The sequence below is a fragment of the Lonsdalea britannica genome, from assembly GCF_002111595.1.
GTDB lineage: Bacteria > Pseudomonadota > Gammaproteobacteria > Enterobacterales > Enterobacteriaceae > Lonsdalea > Lonsdalea britannica.
Window position 1 is genome coordinate 13,776 of record NZ_LUTN01000002.1, and the last position, 15,169, is coordinate 28,944.

Consider the following 15,169-nt stretch of genomic DNA (forward strand, 5'->3'; position numbering starts at 1 on the left):
CCTGATTGCCCCTTCATCTGTCGCAGTCCATTGACTGCGATGTATCTTGCTTCTGCCGGAGAGCCCTATTTGTGAACGAAGCGATTTCCCGCCCTCAGCCTAAAACCCAAAAGGCGGTCACTCCGTTGCTGGAGGTCCGCAATCTGACCAAATCCTACGACGGACAAGTGGCCGTTGATGATGTCAGCCTGACCATCTACAAGGGTGAACTCTTCGCTCTGCTGGGTGCGTCCGGCTGCGGTAAATCTACACTGCTGCGCATGCTGGCCGGTTTCGAGCGCCCGACGCAGGGGCAAATCATGCTGGACGGTCAGGATCTGTCGCTGGTACCGCCTTATCTGCGTCCTATCAATATGATGTTCCAGTCCTATGCGCTGTTCCCCCACATGTCCGTTGAGAAAAATATCGCGTTTGGCCTTAAACAGGACAAACTGTCACGCGGCGAGATCAAAGACCGCGTGGCGGAGATGTTGTCGCTGGTGCATATGCAGGAGTTCGCCAACCGTAAGCCGCATCAGCTTTCCGGCGGCCAGCGCCAGCGTGTCGCATTGGCGCGCAGCCTCTCGAAACGTCCGAAGCTGCTGCTGTTGGATGAACCGATGGGCGCGCTGGACAAAAAGCTGCGCGATCGCATGCAGCTCGAGGTCGTCGATATTCTGGATCGCGTTGGCGTGACGTGCGTCATGGTCACTCACGATCAGGAAGAAGCGATGACGATGGCGGGGCGTATCGCCATCATGAACCGCGGCAAGTTTGTGCAGATCGGCGAGCCGGAAGAGATTTACGAGAATCCGACCACCCGGTTCAGCGCGGAATTTATCGGCTCGGTGAACATGTTTGAAGGGCTGTTGCAGGAGCGTCAGGACGATGCGTTCATCGTGCAAAGCCCGGGGCTGGTGCATCCGCTCAAAGTGGCTTCCGACGTCTCGGTCGTCGATGGTGTACCTGTATCCATCGCGCTGCGCCCGGAAAAAATCATGCTGTGTGAAAACGTGCCGGAAGACGGCTGCAACTTCGCGGTGGGCGAGGTCGTTCATATCGCTTATCTGGGCGATTTGTCGATTTACCACGTTCGCCTGCAAAGCGGACAGATCATCAGCGCTCAGTTGCAGAACGCCTATCGCTATCGCAAAAATGCGCCGACGTGGGGCGATGAAGTGCGGTTGTGCTGGGATGCGGACAGCTGTGTGGTGCTGACGGTGTAGCAAGGGGAGCACACATCAATGACGACTTTATCTGAACAACACCCGACATCGGGAAAAACCGTCGGCCTGCTCAGGCGCTGGCGGATGCTGCATGGACACAAAGCAGTGATCGCGCTGCCGTATTTATGGCTGTTGTGTCTGTTCATGCTGCCGTTCCTGATTGTCTTCAAAATCAGTCTGGCGGAAATGGCGCGTACGGTGCCGCCATATACCGATCTGATGACGTGGGTCGATGGCACGTTAAATATTGCGCTGAACATCGGCAACTATTTGCAGTTGTTATCTGACCCGCTGTACATCGAGGCTTATCTCCAGTCGTTGCAGGTCGCGGCGATTTCGACGCTGCTCTGTCTGCTGCTGGGCTATCCGCTGGCCTGGGCGGTCGCGCACAGCAAACCGTCGACCCGCAATATTCTGTTGCTGCTGGTGATCCTGCCTTCATGGACGTCGTTTCTGATCCGGGTGTATGCGTGGATGGGGATTTTGAAAGAAAACGGCATTCTGAATAACTTTCTGTTGTGGCTAGGCGTTATCGACAGTCCGATGACGATCCTTCACACCAATCTGGCGGTTTACATCGGCGTGGTGTACTCCTACCTGCCGTTTATGGTACTGCCGATTTACACCGCGCTGACGCGGCTGGACTACTCGCTGGTGGAAGCGTCGCTGGATCTTGGCGCTCGACCGTTCAAAACCTTCTTGAGCGTCATCGTGCCGTTGACCAAGGGCGGTATTATCGCGGGGTCGATGCTGGTCTTTATCCCGACCGTCGGCGAATACGTTATTCCGGAACTGCTGGGCGGCCCTGACAGCATTATGATCGGCCGTATTCTATGGCAGGAATTCTTCAACAACCGCGATTGGCCGGTGGCGTCCGCGGTGGCGACGGTCATGTTGCTCCTGCTGATCGTCCCCATCATCTGGTTCCATAAACACCAAAATAAAGCGGCGGAGGAGCAGGCATGAATGATTTACCGGCAGTGCGATCCCCTTGGCGAATTTTGATTTTGGTGCTGGGCTTCACCTTTCTGTATGCGCCCATGCTGATGCTGGTGGTCTACTCGTTTAACAGCTCTCGTCTGGTGACAGTATGGGCGGGATGGTCCACGCAGTGGTATACGGCGCTGTTCCATGACTCCGCGATGATAAGCGCGGTGGTGCTCAGCCTGACGATTGCGGCGGCGTCGGCGACGATGGCCGTGGTGATTGGGACGATGGCGTCGCTGGTCATGGTGCGCTTCGGCAGCTTCCGCGGGTCGAACGGTTTCGCCTTCATGCTGACGGCGCCATTGGTGATGCCCGACGTCATCACCGGTCTGTCGCTGCTGCTGCTGTTCGTCGCGCTGGGGCACGCCATCGGCTGGCCGGCGGAGCGTGGGATGCTGACCATCTGGCTGGCGCACGTGACCTTCTGCTCGGCCTATGTGGCGGTGGTCGTCAGCGCGCGTCTGCGCGAGTTGGACCATTCGATCGAAGAAGCGGCGATGGACTTGGGCGCGACGCCGCTCAAAGTGTTCTTTATTATCACCGTGCCGATGATTGCGCCTGCGCTGGTTTCGGGTTGGCTGCTCGCGTTCACGCTGTCGCTGGACGATCTGGTGATCGCCAGTTTTGTCTCGGGCCCCGGTGCAACCACGCTACCTATGCTAGTCTTCTCCAGCGTGAGGATGGGGGTTAATCCGCAGATTAACGCGCTGGCTTCGCTGATACTCTTGGTGGTTGGCATTATTGGTATTATTGCGTGGTGGTTTATGGCTCGGGCGGAGAAGCAGCGGCAACGCGATATGCAAAAAGCCCGTCAGGCTGATCGGCATACTGCGAGTGAGCGCCGGTCCGGCCGTCACCATAACGCCACCTTGATTTGAGGTGGCGTTATGGTTTATGGGGAGGAGAGTCTTATTCTGTCTATAAAAAAGGATGCATTGCGACTGTACCGACGCGGCACGCCCGTCGCGGTTATGGTGGCGGGAACCGGGATTATCGCCACCCGCTGCGTGGGGCTGGCATTGGTGATTGGCGAGCTGGGCCTGGAGGGGTTCAGCGGTTGGCTAAGCGACAGCGCCGCGCAATGGGATACCACGCTGCTGATGCTGGCGGCATGGTTGCTGTTTTGCCTTGAAGTTCGCTGTGGGTTTGCGGTGCTTTATGGACGCGACTGGGGACGCTGGTGCTATCTGGCTTGCCAAGGCCTGACGGTGCTCTACCTTCTTGTCGCGTCGGTCGCGAATGTGCTGCCTCCCATTTTTTATCTAAGCGCAGAGGATGAAATGGGCGTGCTTCAACAGCTGCTGGAACACAAAGCGGCGGATGTCGTCATGTTGTTGCTCCTGTTTGTCCCCCGGCGCAGCCAGCGATTTTTTATGCGCCACAAATAATCTTTCGCTCAAGGGGGTGATACAATTCGCCTCCTTTAGTTTCTTAACAGGTTTTAGATTTACCGTGATGGATTGCGCCCGCTACAACGACGGCTCCTGCCGTTCCTGCCAATGGTTGGAAAAAGAGTATCCGCAGCAGTTGGAAGACAAACAGCAGCACTTGAATGAATTGCTGGTCGACCATCCGGTTCGTCAGTGGCTCCCTGCATTTCCGTCGCCGCTCGCGGCTTTTCGCAACAAAGCCAAAATGGTGGTGAGCGGCAGCGTCGAACGACCGCTATTGGGCGTATTACATCGTGACGGCACTCCCGTCGATCTGTGCGATTGCCCGCTTTATCCCGACAGTTTCCAACCTATCTTCGCGGTATTGAAGACGTTTATTGCACGGGCGGGATTAACGCCCTATCAGGTCGCCCGTCGGCGCGGCGAACTGAAATACCTGCTGCTGACGGAAAGTCGGTTGAACGGTCAATGTATGCTGCGGTTTGTTTTGCGCTCGGAAACCAAGTTGGATCAACTGCGCGCGGCGCTGCCGTGGTTACAGGAACAGCTGCCGCAGCTGACCGTGATCTCGGCGAATATCCAGCCGGTGCATCAGGCGATCATGGAAGGTGACCGAGAGATTCCGCTGAGTCGACAGCAGGTGTTGGAGGAAGCGTTCAATCAGATACCGCTCGCCATCCGTCCTCACAGTTTCTTTCAAACTAATCCTGACGTGGCCGCCGCGTTATACGATACCGCGCGACGTTGGGTGCGCGAGCTACCGGTTCACAGCCTGTGGGATCTGTTTTGCGGTGTCGGCGGCTTCGGGCTTCACTGCGCAACGCCGGAGATGACGCTGACCGGCATTGAAATCAGCGCTGAAGCCATCGCCTGCGCGCGACGCTCCGCCGAGCAGCTCGGTCTGGAGAAGGTTCACTTCGAGGCGCTCGATTCGACGCGGTTCGCGACCGGGGAAGGGGCCGTGCCGGATTTGGTGATTGTGAACCCGCCTCGTCGCGGTATTGGGGAAGATCTCTGCCAGTACCTCAGCCGGATGGCGCCGCCGTACATCCTGTACTCCAGCTGTAATGCGCAAAGCATGGCCAAGGATATGTCGCGTCTACCGGACTATCGCGCCGAGCAAATTCAGCTGTTCGATATGTTCCCGCATACCGCGCATTATGAAGTGCTGACCTTGCTGAAGCGGGTGGCGTGACAATTCCTGGCTCGTCATCAAGTGCTTGTGGGTAAAACCCGGATTAAACGTGAGGGGCTGAATCGGGAAGGGGGTTAAGACGGGCTGTTGTGCAGCCCGTTGACGATGATATCTCTCTGACTTACTGCGCCGGGAACCATTTATCGCTGATCGTTTTGTAGGTGCCGTTTGCTTTCACCTCGCTCAGCGCCTGATTCAATTTGGTCAGCAGGGCGGTGTTGTCCGGACGTACGGCGATACCCAGACCAATGCCGAAGTAGGCTGGGTCGGTGATTTTCTCGCCTACCGTCGCCAGCTCAGGATTGTTTTTCAGCCACTCATTGACCACCGCAGTATCACCGAATACCCCATCGATACGGCCGTTCTTGAGGTCGATGATCGCATTTTGGTAGCTGTCGTAAGACACCGTCTGTATCTCAGGATGCTTTTCATTCAGGTATTTCTGGTGAGTGGTGCCATTTTCCATACCGATACGTTTACCCTTGAGATCGCTGAAAGTGGCGAATTTCCCTTTCTGCGCGATCACAATGGCGGAGTTGGCGTAGTAGGGCTGTGAAAAGGCGACTTGCTTGCTCCGCTCTGGGGTGATGTCCATTCCGGAAATGACAGCGTCATAACGACGGAATTTCAGCGCCGGGATCAGGCTGTCGAACGCCTGATTGGTGAAGGTACACGTCGCCTTCATCTGGTCGCACAGGGCCTTGGCCAGATCCATATCGAAGCCGGCGATTTGATTATTCGCATCCATGAATTCAAACGGCGGATAGGTGGCCGAAGAGGCAAACCGAATGCTGTCCGCAGCCGTCGCGCCAAAGGTCATTCCAGCCAGCAATGTGGCAAGTACCAATTTCTTCATTGTGTTCACTCCAGATAATTATTTTTAGACGAAATCACGGTCCGCCTTAGAGGCCTACCTTGCCATTGAGTGAATTTATATGCAAATAAAATAACTATAAATTCAATAGTGAGGCAGGGCGCTGAGCGGTATGACTGGATGGGAAAGCTGAGGCGAAGGCCCTTCGCCGATTAGCGCCGAATTCCTCGCATCATGGGTTGCGTACTGACTGCATAAAAAAGCCCGAGAGAGTCGGGCTCTTTCGGGCTGGCAGTATCACGGTCGCGCGTCGTTATGCATCGTGATTTTCAAAGGCTAAAGCCCTGCGTTCAACCATCCGCAGAATTAACGTTAGCAGACCGTTCACACAAAGGTAAACGATGCCAGCGGCGCCGAACACCAGAACGTCGTAAGTGCGCCCGTACAGCTGTTGCCCGTAGCCCATAACATCCATCAGCGTAATGGTGTAGGCGAGGGAGGTCCCTTTGAACACCAGCACGACTTCGTTCGAGTAGGATGACAACGCACGTTTGAAGGCGAAAGGCAGCAGAATACGCAGCGTCTGGCGTTTGTTCATCCCCAAGGCCGCGCAGGATTGCCATTGACCGTCGGGAATCGCCCGCACCGCGCCGTAAAACAGCTGGGTGGTGTAGGCGGCACTGTTAAGCGCCAGCGCGACCATGGCGCACAGCCACGGCTGAGAGAACAACGACCACAGCCAGGGGATCTGCTTGATGGCGTCAAACTGGCCCGGACCGTAGTAGATCAGGAAAATCTGCACCAGCAGCGGGGTGCCGGTAAACAGCGTGATATAAGCGCGAGACAGCGTAGAAAGCAACGGCGTCTTCAGCGTCAGCACGACGGTCAGCAGCAGCGACAAAAACAGCGCCACGATAAGCGCGGCGGCCGTCAGCGTGATGCTGGTATGCAGTCCCTTGAGCAGCTCGGGAATATAGTCAAGCATCAGGAGGGCCTCCGTTCGAAGCGAGTGGCGCGGGTTTCAATACGCTTGAGGACCCACTGGCTCAGTAGGGTGATCACCAGATAAATGGCCGCAGCCATCATGTACCAGGTGAAAGGCTCCTGCGTTCGCGTGGCAATACTTTTGGTCTGCAACATGAGGTCGTTCACGCTGATCAGCGATACCAACGCTGTATCTTTCAGCAGCACCAGCCACTGGTTTCCCAGTCCCGGCAGCGCATGGCGCCACATCTGCGGCATGATCAGACGACGAAAGATCGCGCCCTTGGTCATTCCCAACGCCTGACCGGATTCCCACTGACCGCGAGGGACCGACTTCAGCGCGCCGCGCAATGTCTGTGACGCATAGGCGGCGTACAGCAGCGCCAGCGCGATAACGCCGCATAAGAATGGACTGACTTCGAAGGTTTCGATATTCAGCTGGATCGGAATCTGGAACAAATACAGATTGATCGTGAATCCGTCCGCCAACATCAGCAGCAGCTGCGAAGAGCCGAAGTAGATAAACAGCACCACCAGAATTTCCGGCAGGCCGCGAATCAAGGTGACCAGCGCGGTGCCGCAGGCGCTGACGATTTTCCAGCGTGCCGTTTCCCACAGGGCAAACAACATCGCCAGAATCAGGCCTAAAAACAGAGCGCAAAGGGCAAGGCCGACGGTCATACCGGCGGCGCTGACTAAAGGGTGTAATTCAATCATTGGGTATCAGACTATTGCTGGAACCATTTTTGATAGAGGGCCTGGTAAGTCCCGTCCTGTTTGATGCCGTTCAGCGTATCGTTGAACTTTTGCAGCAGCGCATCGTTATGCAGACGAACGGCGATGCCGAGACCGGCGCCAAAGTAAGCTTTGTCCGTCACCTTTTCGCCGACAACGGCCAGATTGGGGTTCTGCTTCAGCCATTCATTGACTACCGCGGTATCCCCGAACACGGCGGAAACACGACCGTTTTTCAGATCCAGCACCGCATTCTGATAGCTGTCGTAGGGCACGACGGTGATGTCCTGATGCGTATCCAGCAGGTATTTCTGATGGGTCGTACCATTTTGCACGCCGACGCGTTTTCCGTTCAGCGCGGACACCGCTTTCACGCTGTCTTTCTGGGCGATAAACAGGGCGGAGTTGTCATAGTAGGGCTGGGTAAAGCTGACCTGACGCTGACGTTCGGGCGTGATGTCCATACCGGCGATAACGGCATCGAAGCGGCGGAATTTCAGACCCGGGATCAGGCTGTCGAACGACTGATTATTGAAGGTACAGGTCGCTTCCATTTTCTGACATAACGCTTTAGCCAGATCGATATCAAATCCCTGGATCTGGTTGTCGGCGCCGACGAATTCGAAGGGAGGATAAGACGCTTCAGTCGCAAAACGCAGGGCGTCTGCTGCGCTGGCTGACAAGCTCGATCCGGCAAGCAGCACGGCAACAAGTACCTTTTTCATATAACTTTCCTGAATCATCAGTGTGATAAGTAGCTGGCAAACTCACGGGTTTGCGGCTGGGTGAAGTGCGAAGCGTCGCCGTGTTCCACAACGCGTCCGTCTTCCATATACACCACGCGGCTAGCGGTTTTACGCGCGAAATCCACCTCGTGAGTAACGATGACCTGGGTGATGCCGGTTTGGCTTAGCTCTTGAATGATGCCCACGACCTGAGCCGTGATTTCCGGATCGAGCGCTGCCGTCGGCTCATCAAACAACAGTACCTGCGGTTCCATCATCAACGCGCGCGCAATCGCCACACGCTGCTGCTGGCCGCCGGAAAGATGCAGCGGATAGCGGTCGGCGAAGTCGTTCAAACGCAGACGTTTCAGCAGTTTTTCAGCGCGGGCATGCGCTTCCTGTCGACCTAAGCCCAGTACGCGGCACGGTGCTTCGACCAGATTCTGCTGCACGGTGAGATGCGGCCACAGGTTATATTGCTGAAACACCATCCCCACGTTCTGGCGAAGTTCGCGAATAGCGTCGTCGCCCGGTGTGCGGCTGAAGTTGAACTGGTTACCGGCGATAGACAGCGAACCGGAACGCGGCATCTCCAGCAAGTTTAGCACTCGCAGAAGGGAGCTTTTTCCCGCGCCGCTGGGGCCCAACAGGACCAGCGTTTCACCGACCGGGCAGTCTAGGGTGACATCGAACAGCGCCTGATGCGCGCCGTAGAAACAGTTAATGCTGTCTAGTTGAATACTCATGCGCAATAATTGAATAGACATTGATGCCGCAAATGGTAACGTTGGCAGAATAGTTATGCAATCGTCACGGGTTAAAATTTGCAAACAGGTGCTTTATTGCCCATTTAGTAGCATAAAATAATGGTATCCCGTCCCCATCGCCTGATATCTCAGGTGAGAAACACAGCAAACAAACTATTTTTCATCGCCTACGGTATTCTCCACGGTAGAACCGCCGTGAATCCGCCGGAGGCTCCCGCGCATTCGCAGGCTATACTTTGTCGGCTTGACGCAGGCGGCATCGCGCCATTCGCCGTGACTGCGTAAACATGATAATGATGTTTTCGACGACTCATCCGTATTGCTTAAGGAGATTGCTATGCAACTGTCTACGACCCCCACGCTGGAAGGTTTTGTGATTACGGAATACTGCGGCGTGGTCGCGGGGGAAGCGATCCTCGGCGCGAATATCTTCCGTGATTTCTTTGCGGGGATCCGGGATATTGTCGGCGGCCGCTCAGGCGCTTACGAGAAAGAGCTGCGCCGCGCGCGCCAGATTGCGTTCAAAGAGCTGGAAGAGCAAGCGGCGGAATTAGGCGCCAATGCCGTGGTTGGCATCGATATTGATTATGAAACCGTGGGAAAGGACAGCAGCATGCTGATGGTCACGATCAGCGGCACCGCCGTCAAAATCAGCCGTTAACGGTCGCGGGTTCATGCGTGACGTGCTGTTTTTCGGACTCCTGACGCTGCTGGCAGGATGCAAAGCGCCCGTCACGGGCGTGCCCGCTTCGACCATCGATAAAAACTACCAGTTGTACACGGAGGCGGTTTCGCGCAATCAGACCTCCCGAGTCAGACTGCTGGTCATTCATTATACCGCGGAAGACTTCGCCAACTCGCTGCGTCTCCTGACGCAGGGCGAGGTCAGCGCGCACTATTTGATCCCTGAACAGCCGCCGCTAAGCGCGGGACGTCCCGTGGCGTGGCAACTGGTGCCGGAGTCTCAGGCCGCGTGGCATGCCGGCATTAGCTATTGGCGTGGAGCGGTTCAACTGAATTCTGTCTCTATAGGGATTGAACTAGAGAATCAGGGATACCGCTGTGCGCTATTGGGGGGATGCCGATGGGCGCCGTATTCGCCGGAGCAGGTGAAGCTCCTGACGCATCTGGCGCGCGATATTTTGCAACGTCATCAAATTGCGCCTCAAAATGTGGTGGCCCATAGCGATATCGCGCCGCAAAGAAAGGTCGATCCCGGACCTCTATTCCCCTGGAAGGCGCTGGCGGATGCCGGTATTGGTGCCTGGCCTGATGCGGATCGGGTGCGATTTTATCTTGCGAGCCGCGCGCCGAGTGAACCTGTCGCTCCCCGCCTGCTGCTGAATAAACTGGCTCGCTATGGCTACGAGGTCAGTGATTCGATGACGGCGCAACAGCAGCAGCGTGTGATTGCGGCCTTCCAGATGCATTTCCGCTCCCAGCGCTTCGATGGTATCGCCGATGCGGAAACCGAGGCTATCGTGGATTCGCTGCTGGAGAAATACGGAGGTCAGTAGCGGGTGTTCACCCGCTCTGTTGGATCATGCGACGAATAGCGCGATCAGGACTGGCGAGAGCAGGCTCAGGATGAAACCGTGCACGATGGCGGGGGGAACCATATCGACGCCGCCGCTACGTTGCAGCACCGGCAGGGTAAAGTCCATTGAGGTAGCGCCGCACAGGCCGAGCGCGCTGGCGCGTCGCGAGCGAATCAGGCTGGGAATCAGCATGATGGCAATCAGTTCCCGCGCCAGATCGTTAAAGAAGGCGGCGCTGCCGATAACCGGACCGTAGGCGTCCGTCATTAGAATGCCCGAGAGCGAATACCAGCCATAACCGGAAGCCATCGCCAGACCGGTTTTTAACGGCAGATCGAGCAGCACTGAAGCCAGCGCGCCGCCGCACAGTGCGCTGACGGCGACGACACCGGCGATAATCGTGCCGCGACGATTGAGTACGATTTGTCGCAAGGTCATGCCGCTGTTGCGCAGTTGGATCCCGACAAGACACAGCAGCACAAGCAGCGCGTATTCTCCGCCGGACGCCGCAAATTTTAATGGGGGCCATTGGCTCAGCCCTAACAGGAATCCGCCTAACACCACGCCGCACAGTTGTAGCGATTCCAGCATCATTTTTAGCCGGGAAGGGAGTGCGTCGTGGGAGACCGCCGTGGCCTTCCAGGTGCTGCGTTTCTCCAGCAGCCACAGCGCCAACAGATTGGCGGCGATAATGCAGACCGTGCTGACGGCGGCATATTGCAGTACGGCAAGCAGGTTGCTGCTCAGGTTCTCCAGAAATGCGAGACTGATGCCCATCAAGAACAAGATCACATACACCATCCAGCTCAGTAGCCGATTGACCCCTTGCAGCACGCTTTGATGGCGCACCGGAATCAGATAGCCCAGTACCAGCGGCAGCAGAATAATCAATAATCCTGAATACATGGTGAAGATTTTCCTTGGGAGAGTGGCGCGGTTTAGCTGGCGTGATAAGTTGTAATTGTGTGATTTTAAATAAAAAACAAAATCGGGTAAAGCGGTGATGGCGGGCAGGGTTTCCCCCTGTCGGTGGCATGTCGCCATGCTGGTAATGAAGTAGCCCATGAGGAGTGGCGCATGTATCTGGAAAAGGTCGATATTGTGGGTTTCCGGGGGATTAACCGGTTGTCTCTGGCGCTGGAGGAGAACACAGTCCTGATTGGTGAAAATGCCTGGGGCAAATCCAGCTTGCTCGACGCGCTGTCTCTACTACTGTCTCCCGCGCAGCCGCTGTATCGCTTCCAGTTGGATGATTTCCATTTTACTCCCGGCGACGAGAGTAGCCGCGAAAACCACCTTCAGGTCGTTTTCACGTTTCGTGAAACCGATGTCGGTCATCATCACTCTGCGCGCTACCGTAAGCTATCTCCTTTATTTATTCACGGCGACGATCGCCTGAAACGGATTGTTTATCGGTTGGAAGGCGAGGTTGATGAGTCAAACGCGGTCATGACCTGGCGCAATTTTCTGGATGAGCATGGTCAAGCGCGCCCTTTGTCGAATATCGATGCGCTGGTACAGGCGCTGATTCGCCTTCATCCTGTGCTCAGATTACGGGATGCTCGATTTATGCGGCGGTTGCCCACGCCGGCGATTGAAGCGAAAGCCGAACATGGGGAGCATCTGGCGCAGCAGTTCGAAACGCTGGTTGAGGCATTGGGGCAGGACCCTAATCGCATAACCCATCGCGATCTGCATCAAGGCGTGGCGATTATGCGTCAGCTGGTTGAGCACTATTTCTCCGAGCAAAACGCGTCGCCGAGCGAGCGTCATCAGCGACATGCCCGGTTGGGCGGCGGCCGCTCGTGGCGAGCGTTGGATACGCTCAACCGCATGATGGCGGGTCCCAACAGCCGGAATCATCGCCTTATTTTGCTTAGCCTGTTCGTGACGCTACTGCAGGCGAAAGGCGCGGTGAGGCTCGACCCGGAGTCGCGTCCACTATTATTGATTGAAGATCCAGAAACGCGTCTGCATCCGATTATGTTGTCCGTGGCCTGGGGGTTGTTGAGTCAGCTACCGCTTCAAAAAATGACCACGACCAACTCGGGCGAATTGCTATCGCTGGTGCCGGTGGAACAACTGTGTCGACTGGTGCGTCATTCGACGCGGGTGGCGACCTATCGCCTCGGGCCACAAGGCATGTCGGTGGAGGATGCGCGCCGTATTGCGTTCCATATCCGCATTAATCGGCCTGCGTCGCTGTTTGCCCGTTGCTGGCTGCTGGTGGAAGGGGAGACCGAGGTCTGGATGATCGGCGAACTGGCTCGCCAAAGCGGTCACCGTTTCGGCGCCGAAGGGGTGAAGGTGGTGGAGTTCGCCCAGGCGGGCCTGAAGCCGTTGCTCAAGTTCGCTCAGCGTATGGGCATCGAGTGGCATGTGTTGGTCGATGGCGACGATGCGGGGAAAAAGTATGCCGCCACGACCCGAAGCTTGTTGGTAGATCAGCAGGAACATGAACGCGATCATTTGACGATGCTGCCAGCGCGAGATATGGAATATTTCATGTACAAAAGCGGCTTTGCGCAGGTTTACCACCGCGTAGCGCAACTGCCGGACAATGTCCCGCTGTCGCCGCCCAAAATTATCAGCAAGGCTATTCACCGCACCTCCAAGCCGGATCTCGCGATAGAAGTTGCGATGGACGCCGCGGCAAGAGGCGAAGAAGCCATTCCACCACTAATTCGCCATATGTTCTCACGTGTACTTTGGCTGGCGCGGGGAAGGGCTGATTAACGAATAGTGATGACAGAGAGATCGGCCGACGCGATCAGGTTGACCGGCTTTTATTAGCAATACCTCTTTATTTTATGAACTAACCCATATTTTATTATATGAGAGTTTTTGCTATTCAATGAACTGTGATTTTTGCTCCAGGCTTAATGAATTTTTTACAGAAGAAGGGAAAGTTATTATAATCGCGCCGCTTTTTGTTGTTTCTGACTTATATGAAACGTCAATTTCACTACAGCAGCAAAATAAGGATATGTTTTTAATGGAAAATGCAAAGGCGATAATCTCTTCTCGACCCATTTTTATTTCCCGCCCCGGCATTGCGAGCAGTCTGGGTGCGTTTATTGTGGCTTTGTTATTGCTATGTTTCGCTTTGGTGTTTATTAAAGGCGAAGTGCCCGATATTTATCGAGATTATATTATCAATAAAAGCCCGCTGATTATTGATAATGCCGATATTTCTCATGGTAAATGCCGAATGAAATATAGCATTACGATCTGTTCTGCGGATGTGGAGTACAATTATAAAAATGAACAACACGCATCAGAGATAAATATCATGTTTCTGGATGTCTCTCGCGGCAATTACACAACGGATGTCGTGATCTCGTCCGAGCATCCTGAGCTGGCGACGCTGACGCTAGGGTTGGATAAGTTGAATAACCGTATTATCGCCGCGGGCGGACTTGTCGGCGCTTTGCTTATTCTAGTTATTCTGTCCTTTAATAACAGCGTGAAATTTTTTCGTGCTGGTCGTAAAGCGAAATGTTTGTCGGAATTGACGCTTGTTCCTGTCGAAGTCAGCGAGATCAGAAAATCGGTTTTCATGCGCGTTCAGCCTATACCTATATCGGCGAAGATAATAAGAAAATCAAACTGGCGAGCCTGCTGAAGCGAAATGAACAGCCCATTTATTTGGACGAGAGTATGAAACAGGCGTGGGCGGTATTACTGAAAGATGCCAACATCCCTGTATTATTGGACGATCGGTTAATGCGTCTTGATCTGAGCGATGCAGAACGTGACTCTCTTCGTACCGCCTTCGAACTCTGATTGCCTATATCACGGTCTATCGTCTGGTGCGCGTGAACATACTCGCCATGGCCATAAACTTTCGCGATAGATAAGATAAAAAGGCTGGCCACCTCGGTGGCCAGCCTTATAGACAGATGCAGCGTCGACAACGTGTCATACTCGGTCAATTGTCAGACTACCGGCTCGTTGATTAACGGCACGATCAGGCTGGCATGATTGCCTTTCGGTCCCTGGTGCACACTGTAATTAACCACCTGGCCGGCTTTTAGCGTGCGATAGCCGTCCATTTGAATGGTTGAGTAGTGTGCGAAAATGTCTTCCCCTCCGCCCTCAGGGCAAATAAAACCAAAGCCTTTGGCGTTATTGAACCATTTAACAGTACCCGTCTCCATACATCTCCATCCTTCGTAAGCGTATTTTTACGGTGGGGTTATTGGTTAAGGTAAAATCAAATTGATTAAAACATCATCAATCGTCTCCAGACTCTATTAAAAAAGCGTGGGTCGTCAAGCGCGATGAATGGGGGGTGCGTGTTGGCTTCGTCAAATTTTGATATGGGTAACGGAATGACGGAGAAGATTACGCCTATCGCAGAAATGGGTTGATGTCCTTTTGTTGCCGGGTGATTTTGGTCCGGCAATGGTAAAATAAAAAATAGACGTGCTACTGTTAAGTACAGTAGACCAGGGCAAGATGACAGTTAAGATGTGGAAAAATGATGGGAAATCATAGTACGTGGTCGCACACTGAGGACCAGACCAAGCTCGCCATGCTGAGGCATTGCAGCCGCCGTCCATGTATAACGTTGTGCTCAATAACGACGACTACACGCCGATGGAATTTGTTATTGACGTACTGCAAAAGTTCTTTTCTTATGATATCGAACGTGCAACGCAACTGATGCTTACGGTTCATTATCAGGGAAAGGCCATCTGCGGCGTATACAGCGCCGAGGTGGCGGAAACCAAAGCCGATCAGGTTAATCGTTATGCCAAAGATAACGAGCATCCGTTGCTATGTACGCTGGAAAAAGCCTGATTTAAGGCAATATATTGGGGGA

The 15,169-nt window shown here is 54.7% G+C and carries 16 protein-coding genes and 2 pseudogenes; 11 read left to right on the forward strand and 7 right to left on the reverse strand.

Annotated features, from left to right (window positions below; genetic code table 11):
* The first annotated feature begins 71 nt into the window (after window positions 1–71).
* The 5 genes and pseudogenes from potG (at window position 72) to rlmC (ending at window position 4,778) form a co-directional block, all read left to right on the forward strand.
* Entirely contained in the window at window positions 72–1,205 is a 1,134-nt protein-coding gene (potG, locus tag AU509_RS01500) for a putrescine ABC transporter ATP-binding subunit PotG (RefSeq protein WP_085652299.1), read from the forward strand.
* 18 nt (window positions 1,206–1,223) lie between these two features.
* Window positions 1,224–2,171, forward strand: coding sequence for a putrescine ABC transporter permease PotH (potH, locus tag AU509_RS01505; protein WP_085652300.1), 948 nt, complete (start codon window positions 1,224–1,226; stop codon window positions 2,169–2,171).
* Window positions 2,168–3,007: pseudogene (gene potI, locus AU509_RS01510) on the forward strand (putrescine ABC transporter permease PotI); the annotation flags it as partial. The gene potH and the pseudogene potI, both read left to right, overlap by 4 nt.
* Before the next feature lie 120 nt (window positions 3,008–3,127).
* Entirely contained in the window at window positions 3,128–3,580 is a 453-nt protein-coding gene (locus AU509_RS01515) for a YbjO family protein (protein ID WP_254901497.1), read from the forward strand.
* A gap of 67 nt (window positions 3,581–3,647) precedes the next feature.
* Window positions 3,648–4,778 carry a 23S rRNA (uracil(747)-C(5))-methyltransferase RlmC gene (gene rlmC / locus AU509_RS01520; RefSeq protein WP_085652302.1) on the forward strand — a complete coding sequence of 377 codons (1,131 nt, stop codon included), beginning with the start codon at window positions 3,648–3,650 and terminating at the stop codon, window positions 4,776–4,778.
* Between the two features lie 121 nt (window positions 4,779–4,899).
* On the opposite strand, the gene artJ (AU509_RS01525) is transcribed toward rlmC, so the two are convergent.
* The 5 genes from artJ (AU509_RS01525) to artP all read right to left on the reverse strand — a co-directional run bounded on the left by artJ (AU509_RS01525) (window position 4,900) and on the right by artP (window position 8,782).
* Entirely contained in the window at window positions 4,900–5,634 is a 735-nt protein-coding gene (gene artJ / locus AU509_RS01525) for an arginine ABC transporter substrate-binding protein (RefSeq protein ID WP_085652303.1), read from the reverse strand.
* 271 nt (window positions 5,635–5,905) lie between these two features.
* Window positions 5,906–6,577: an arginine ABC transporter permease ArtM gene (gene artM, locus AU509_RS01530; protein WP_085652304.1), complete on the reverse strand. Its 672-nt coding sequence runs from the start codon at window positions 6,575–6,577 to the stop codon at window positions 5,906–5,908.
* Window positions 6,577–7,293, reverse strand: coding sequence for an arginine ABC transporter permease ArtQ (artQ, locus tag AU509_RS01535; RefSeq protein ID WP_085652305.1), 717 nt, complete (start codon window positions 7,291–7,293; stop codon window positions 6,577–6,579). The genes artM and artQ overlap by 1 nt, the downstream gene beginning before the upstream one ends.
* Window positions 7,294–7,304: 11 nt before the next feature.
* A complete protein-coding gene (gene artJ / locus AU509_RS01540; RefSeq protein WP_094117492.1) occupies window positions 7,305–8,036 on the reverse strand; it encodes an arginine ABC transporter substrate-binding protein in 732 nt (243 codons plus the stop codon).
* A gap of 17 nt (window positions 8,037–8,053) precedes the next feature.
* Complete coding sequence (gene artP / locus AU509_RS01545) at window positions 8,054–8,782, reverse strand: arginine ABC transporter ATP-binding protein ArtP (protein ID WP_162896370.1); 729 nt, start codon at window positions 8,780–8,782, stop codon at window positions 8,054–8,056.
* A 358-nt stretch (window positions 8,783–9,140) separates the two neighbouring features.
* Here artP and AU509_RS01550 point away from each other — a divergent pair, with 358 nt between their 5' ends.
* Together AU509_RS01550 and AU509_RS01555 are read left to right on the forward strand one after the other, a co-directional pair.
* The gene (locus tag AU509_RS01550) at window positions 9,141–9,464 is read left to right on the forward strand and encodes a heavy metal-binding domain-containing protein (protein WP_085652308.1); all 324 of its coding nucleotides are present in this window, start codon (window positions 9,141–9,143) and stop codon (window positions 9,462–9,464) included.
* Between the two features lie 13 nt (window positions 9,465–9,477).
* Entirely contained in the window at window positions 9,478–10,320 is an 843-nt protein-coding gene (locus AU509_RS01555; protein ID WP_094117493.1) for an N-acetylmuramoyl-L-alanine amidase, read from the forward strand.
* A gap of 24 nt (window positions 10,321–10,344) precedes the next feature.
* Here AU509_RS01555 and AU509_RS01560 read toward each other — a convergent pair whose 3' ends face one another.
* Complete coding sequence (locus AU509_RS01560) at window positions 10,345–11,247, reverse strand: LysO family transporter (RefSeq protein WP_085653020.1); 903 nt, start codon at window positions 11,245–11,247, stop codon at window positions 10,345–10,347.
* A 171-nt stretch (window positions 11,248–11,418) separates the two neighbouring features.
* On the opposite strand from AU509_RS01560, the gene AU509_RS01565 reads away from it, so the two are divergent.
* From AU509_RS01565 to AU509_RS18405, 3 genes are all read left to right on the forward strand, one after another.
* Entirely contained in the window at window positions 11,419–13,077 is a 1,659-nt protein-coding gene (locus tag AU509_RS01565; protein WP_094117494.1) for an ATP-dependent nuclease, read from the forward strand.
* 118 nt (window positions 13,078–13,195) lie between these two features.
* Complete coding sequence (locus AU509_RS01570) at window positions 13,196–13,966, forward strand: hypothetical protein (RefSeq protein WP_139824003.1); 771 nt, start codon at window positions 13,196–13,198, stop codon at window positions 13,964–13,966.
* Between the two features lie 35 nt (window positions 13,967–14,001).
* Entirely contained in the window at window positions 14,002–14,127 is a 126-nt protein-coding gene (locus tag AU509_RS18405) for a hypothetical protein (protein ID WP_254901498.1), read from the forward strand.
* A 152-nt stretch (window positions 14,128–14,279) separates the two neighbouring features.
* Here the strand turns inward: AU509_RS18405 and cspD are convergent, their stop codons facing one another.
* Window positions 14,280–14,501 (reverse strand): cold shock-like protein CspD, encoded by a 222-nt coding sequence (gene cspD / locus AU509_RS01575; RefSeq protein WP_085653018.1) that lies wholly within the window; start codon window positions 14,499–14,501, stop codon window positions 14,280–14,282.
* 326 nt (window positions 14,502–14,827) lie between these two features.
* On the opposite strand from cspD, the pseudogene clpS reads away from it, so the two are divergent.
* A pseudogene (gene clpS / locus AU509_RS01580) lies at window positions 14,828–15,147 on the forward strand (ATP-dependent Clp protease adapter ClpS).
* Window positions 15,148–15,169: the final 22 nt, after the last annotated feature.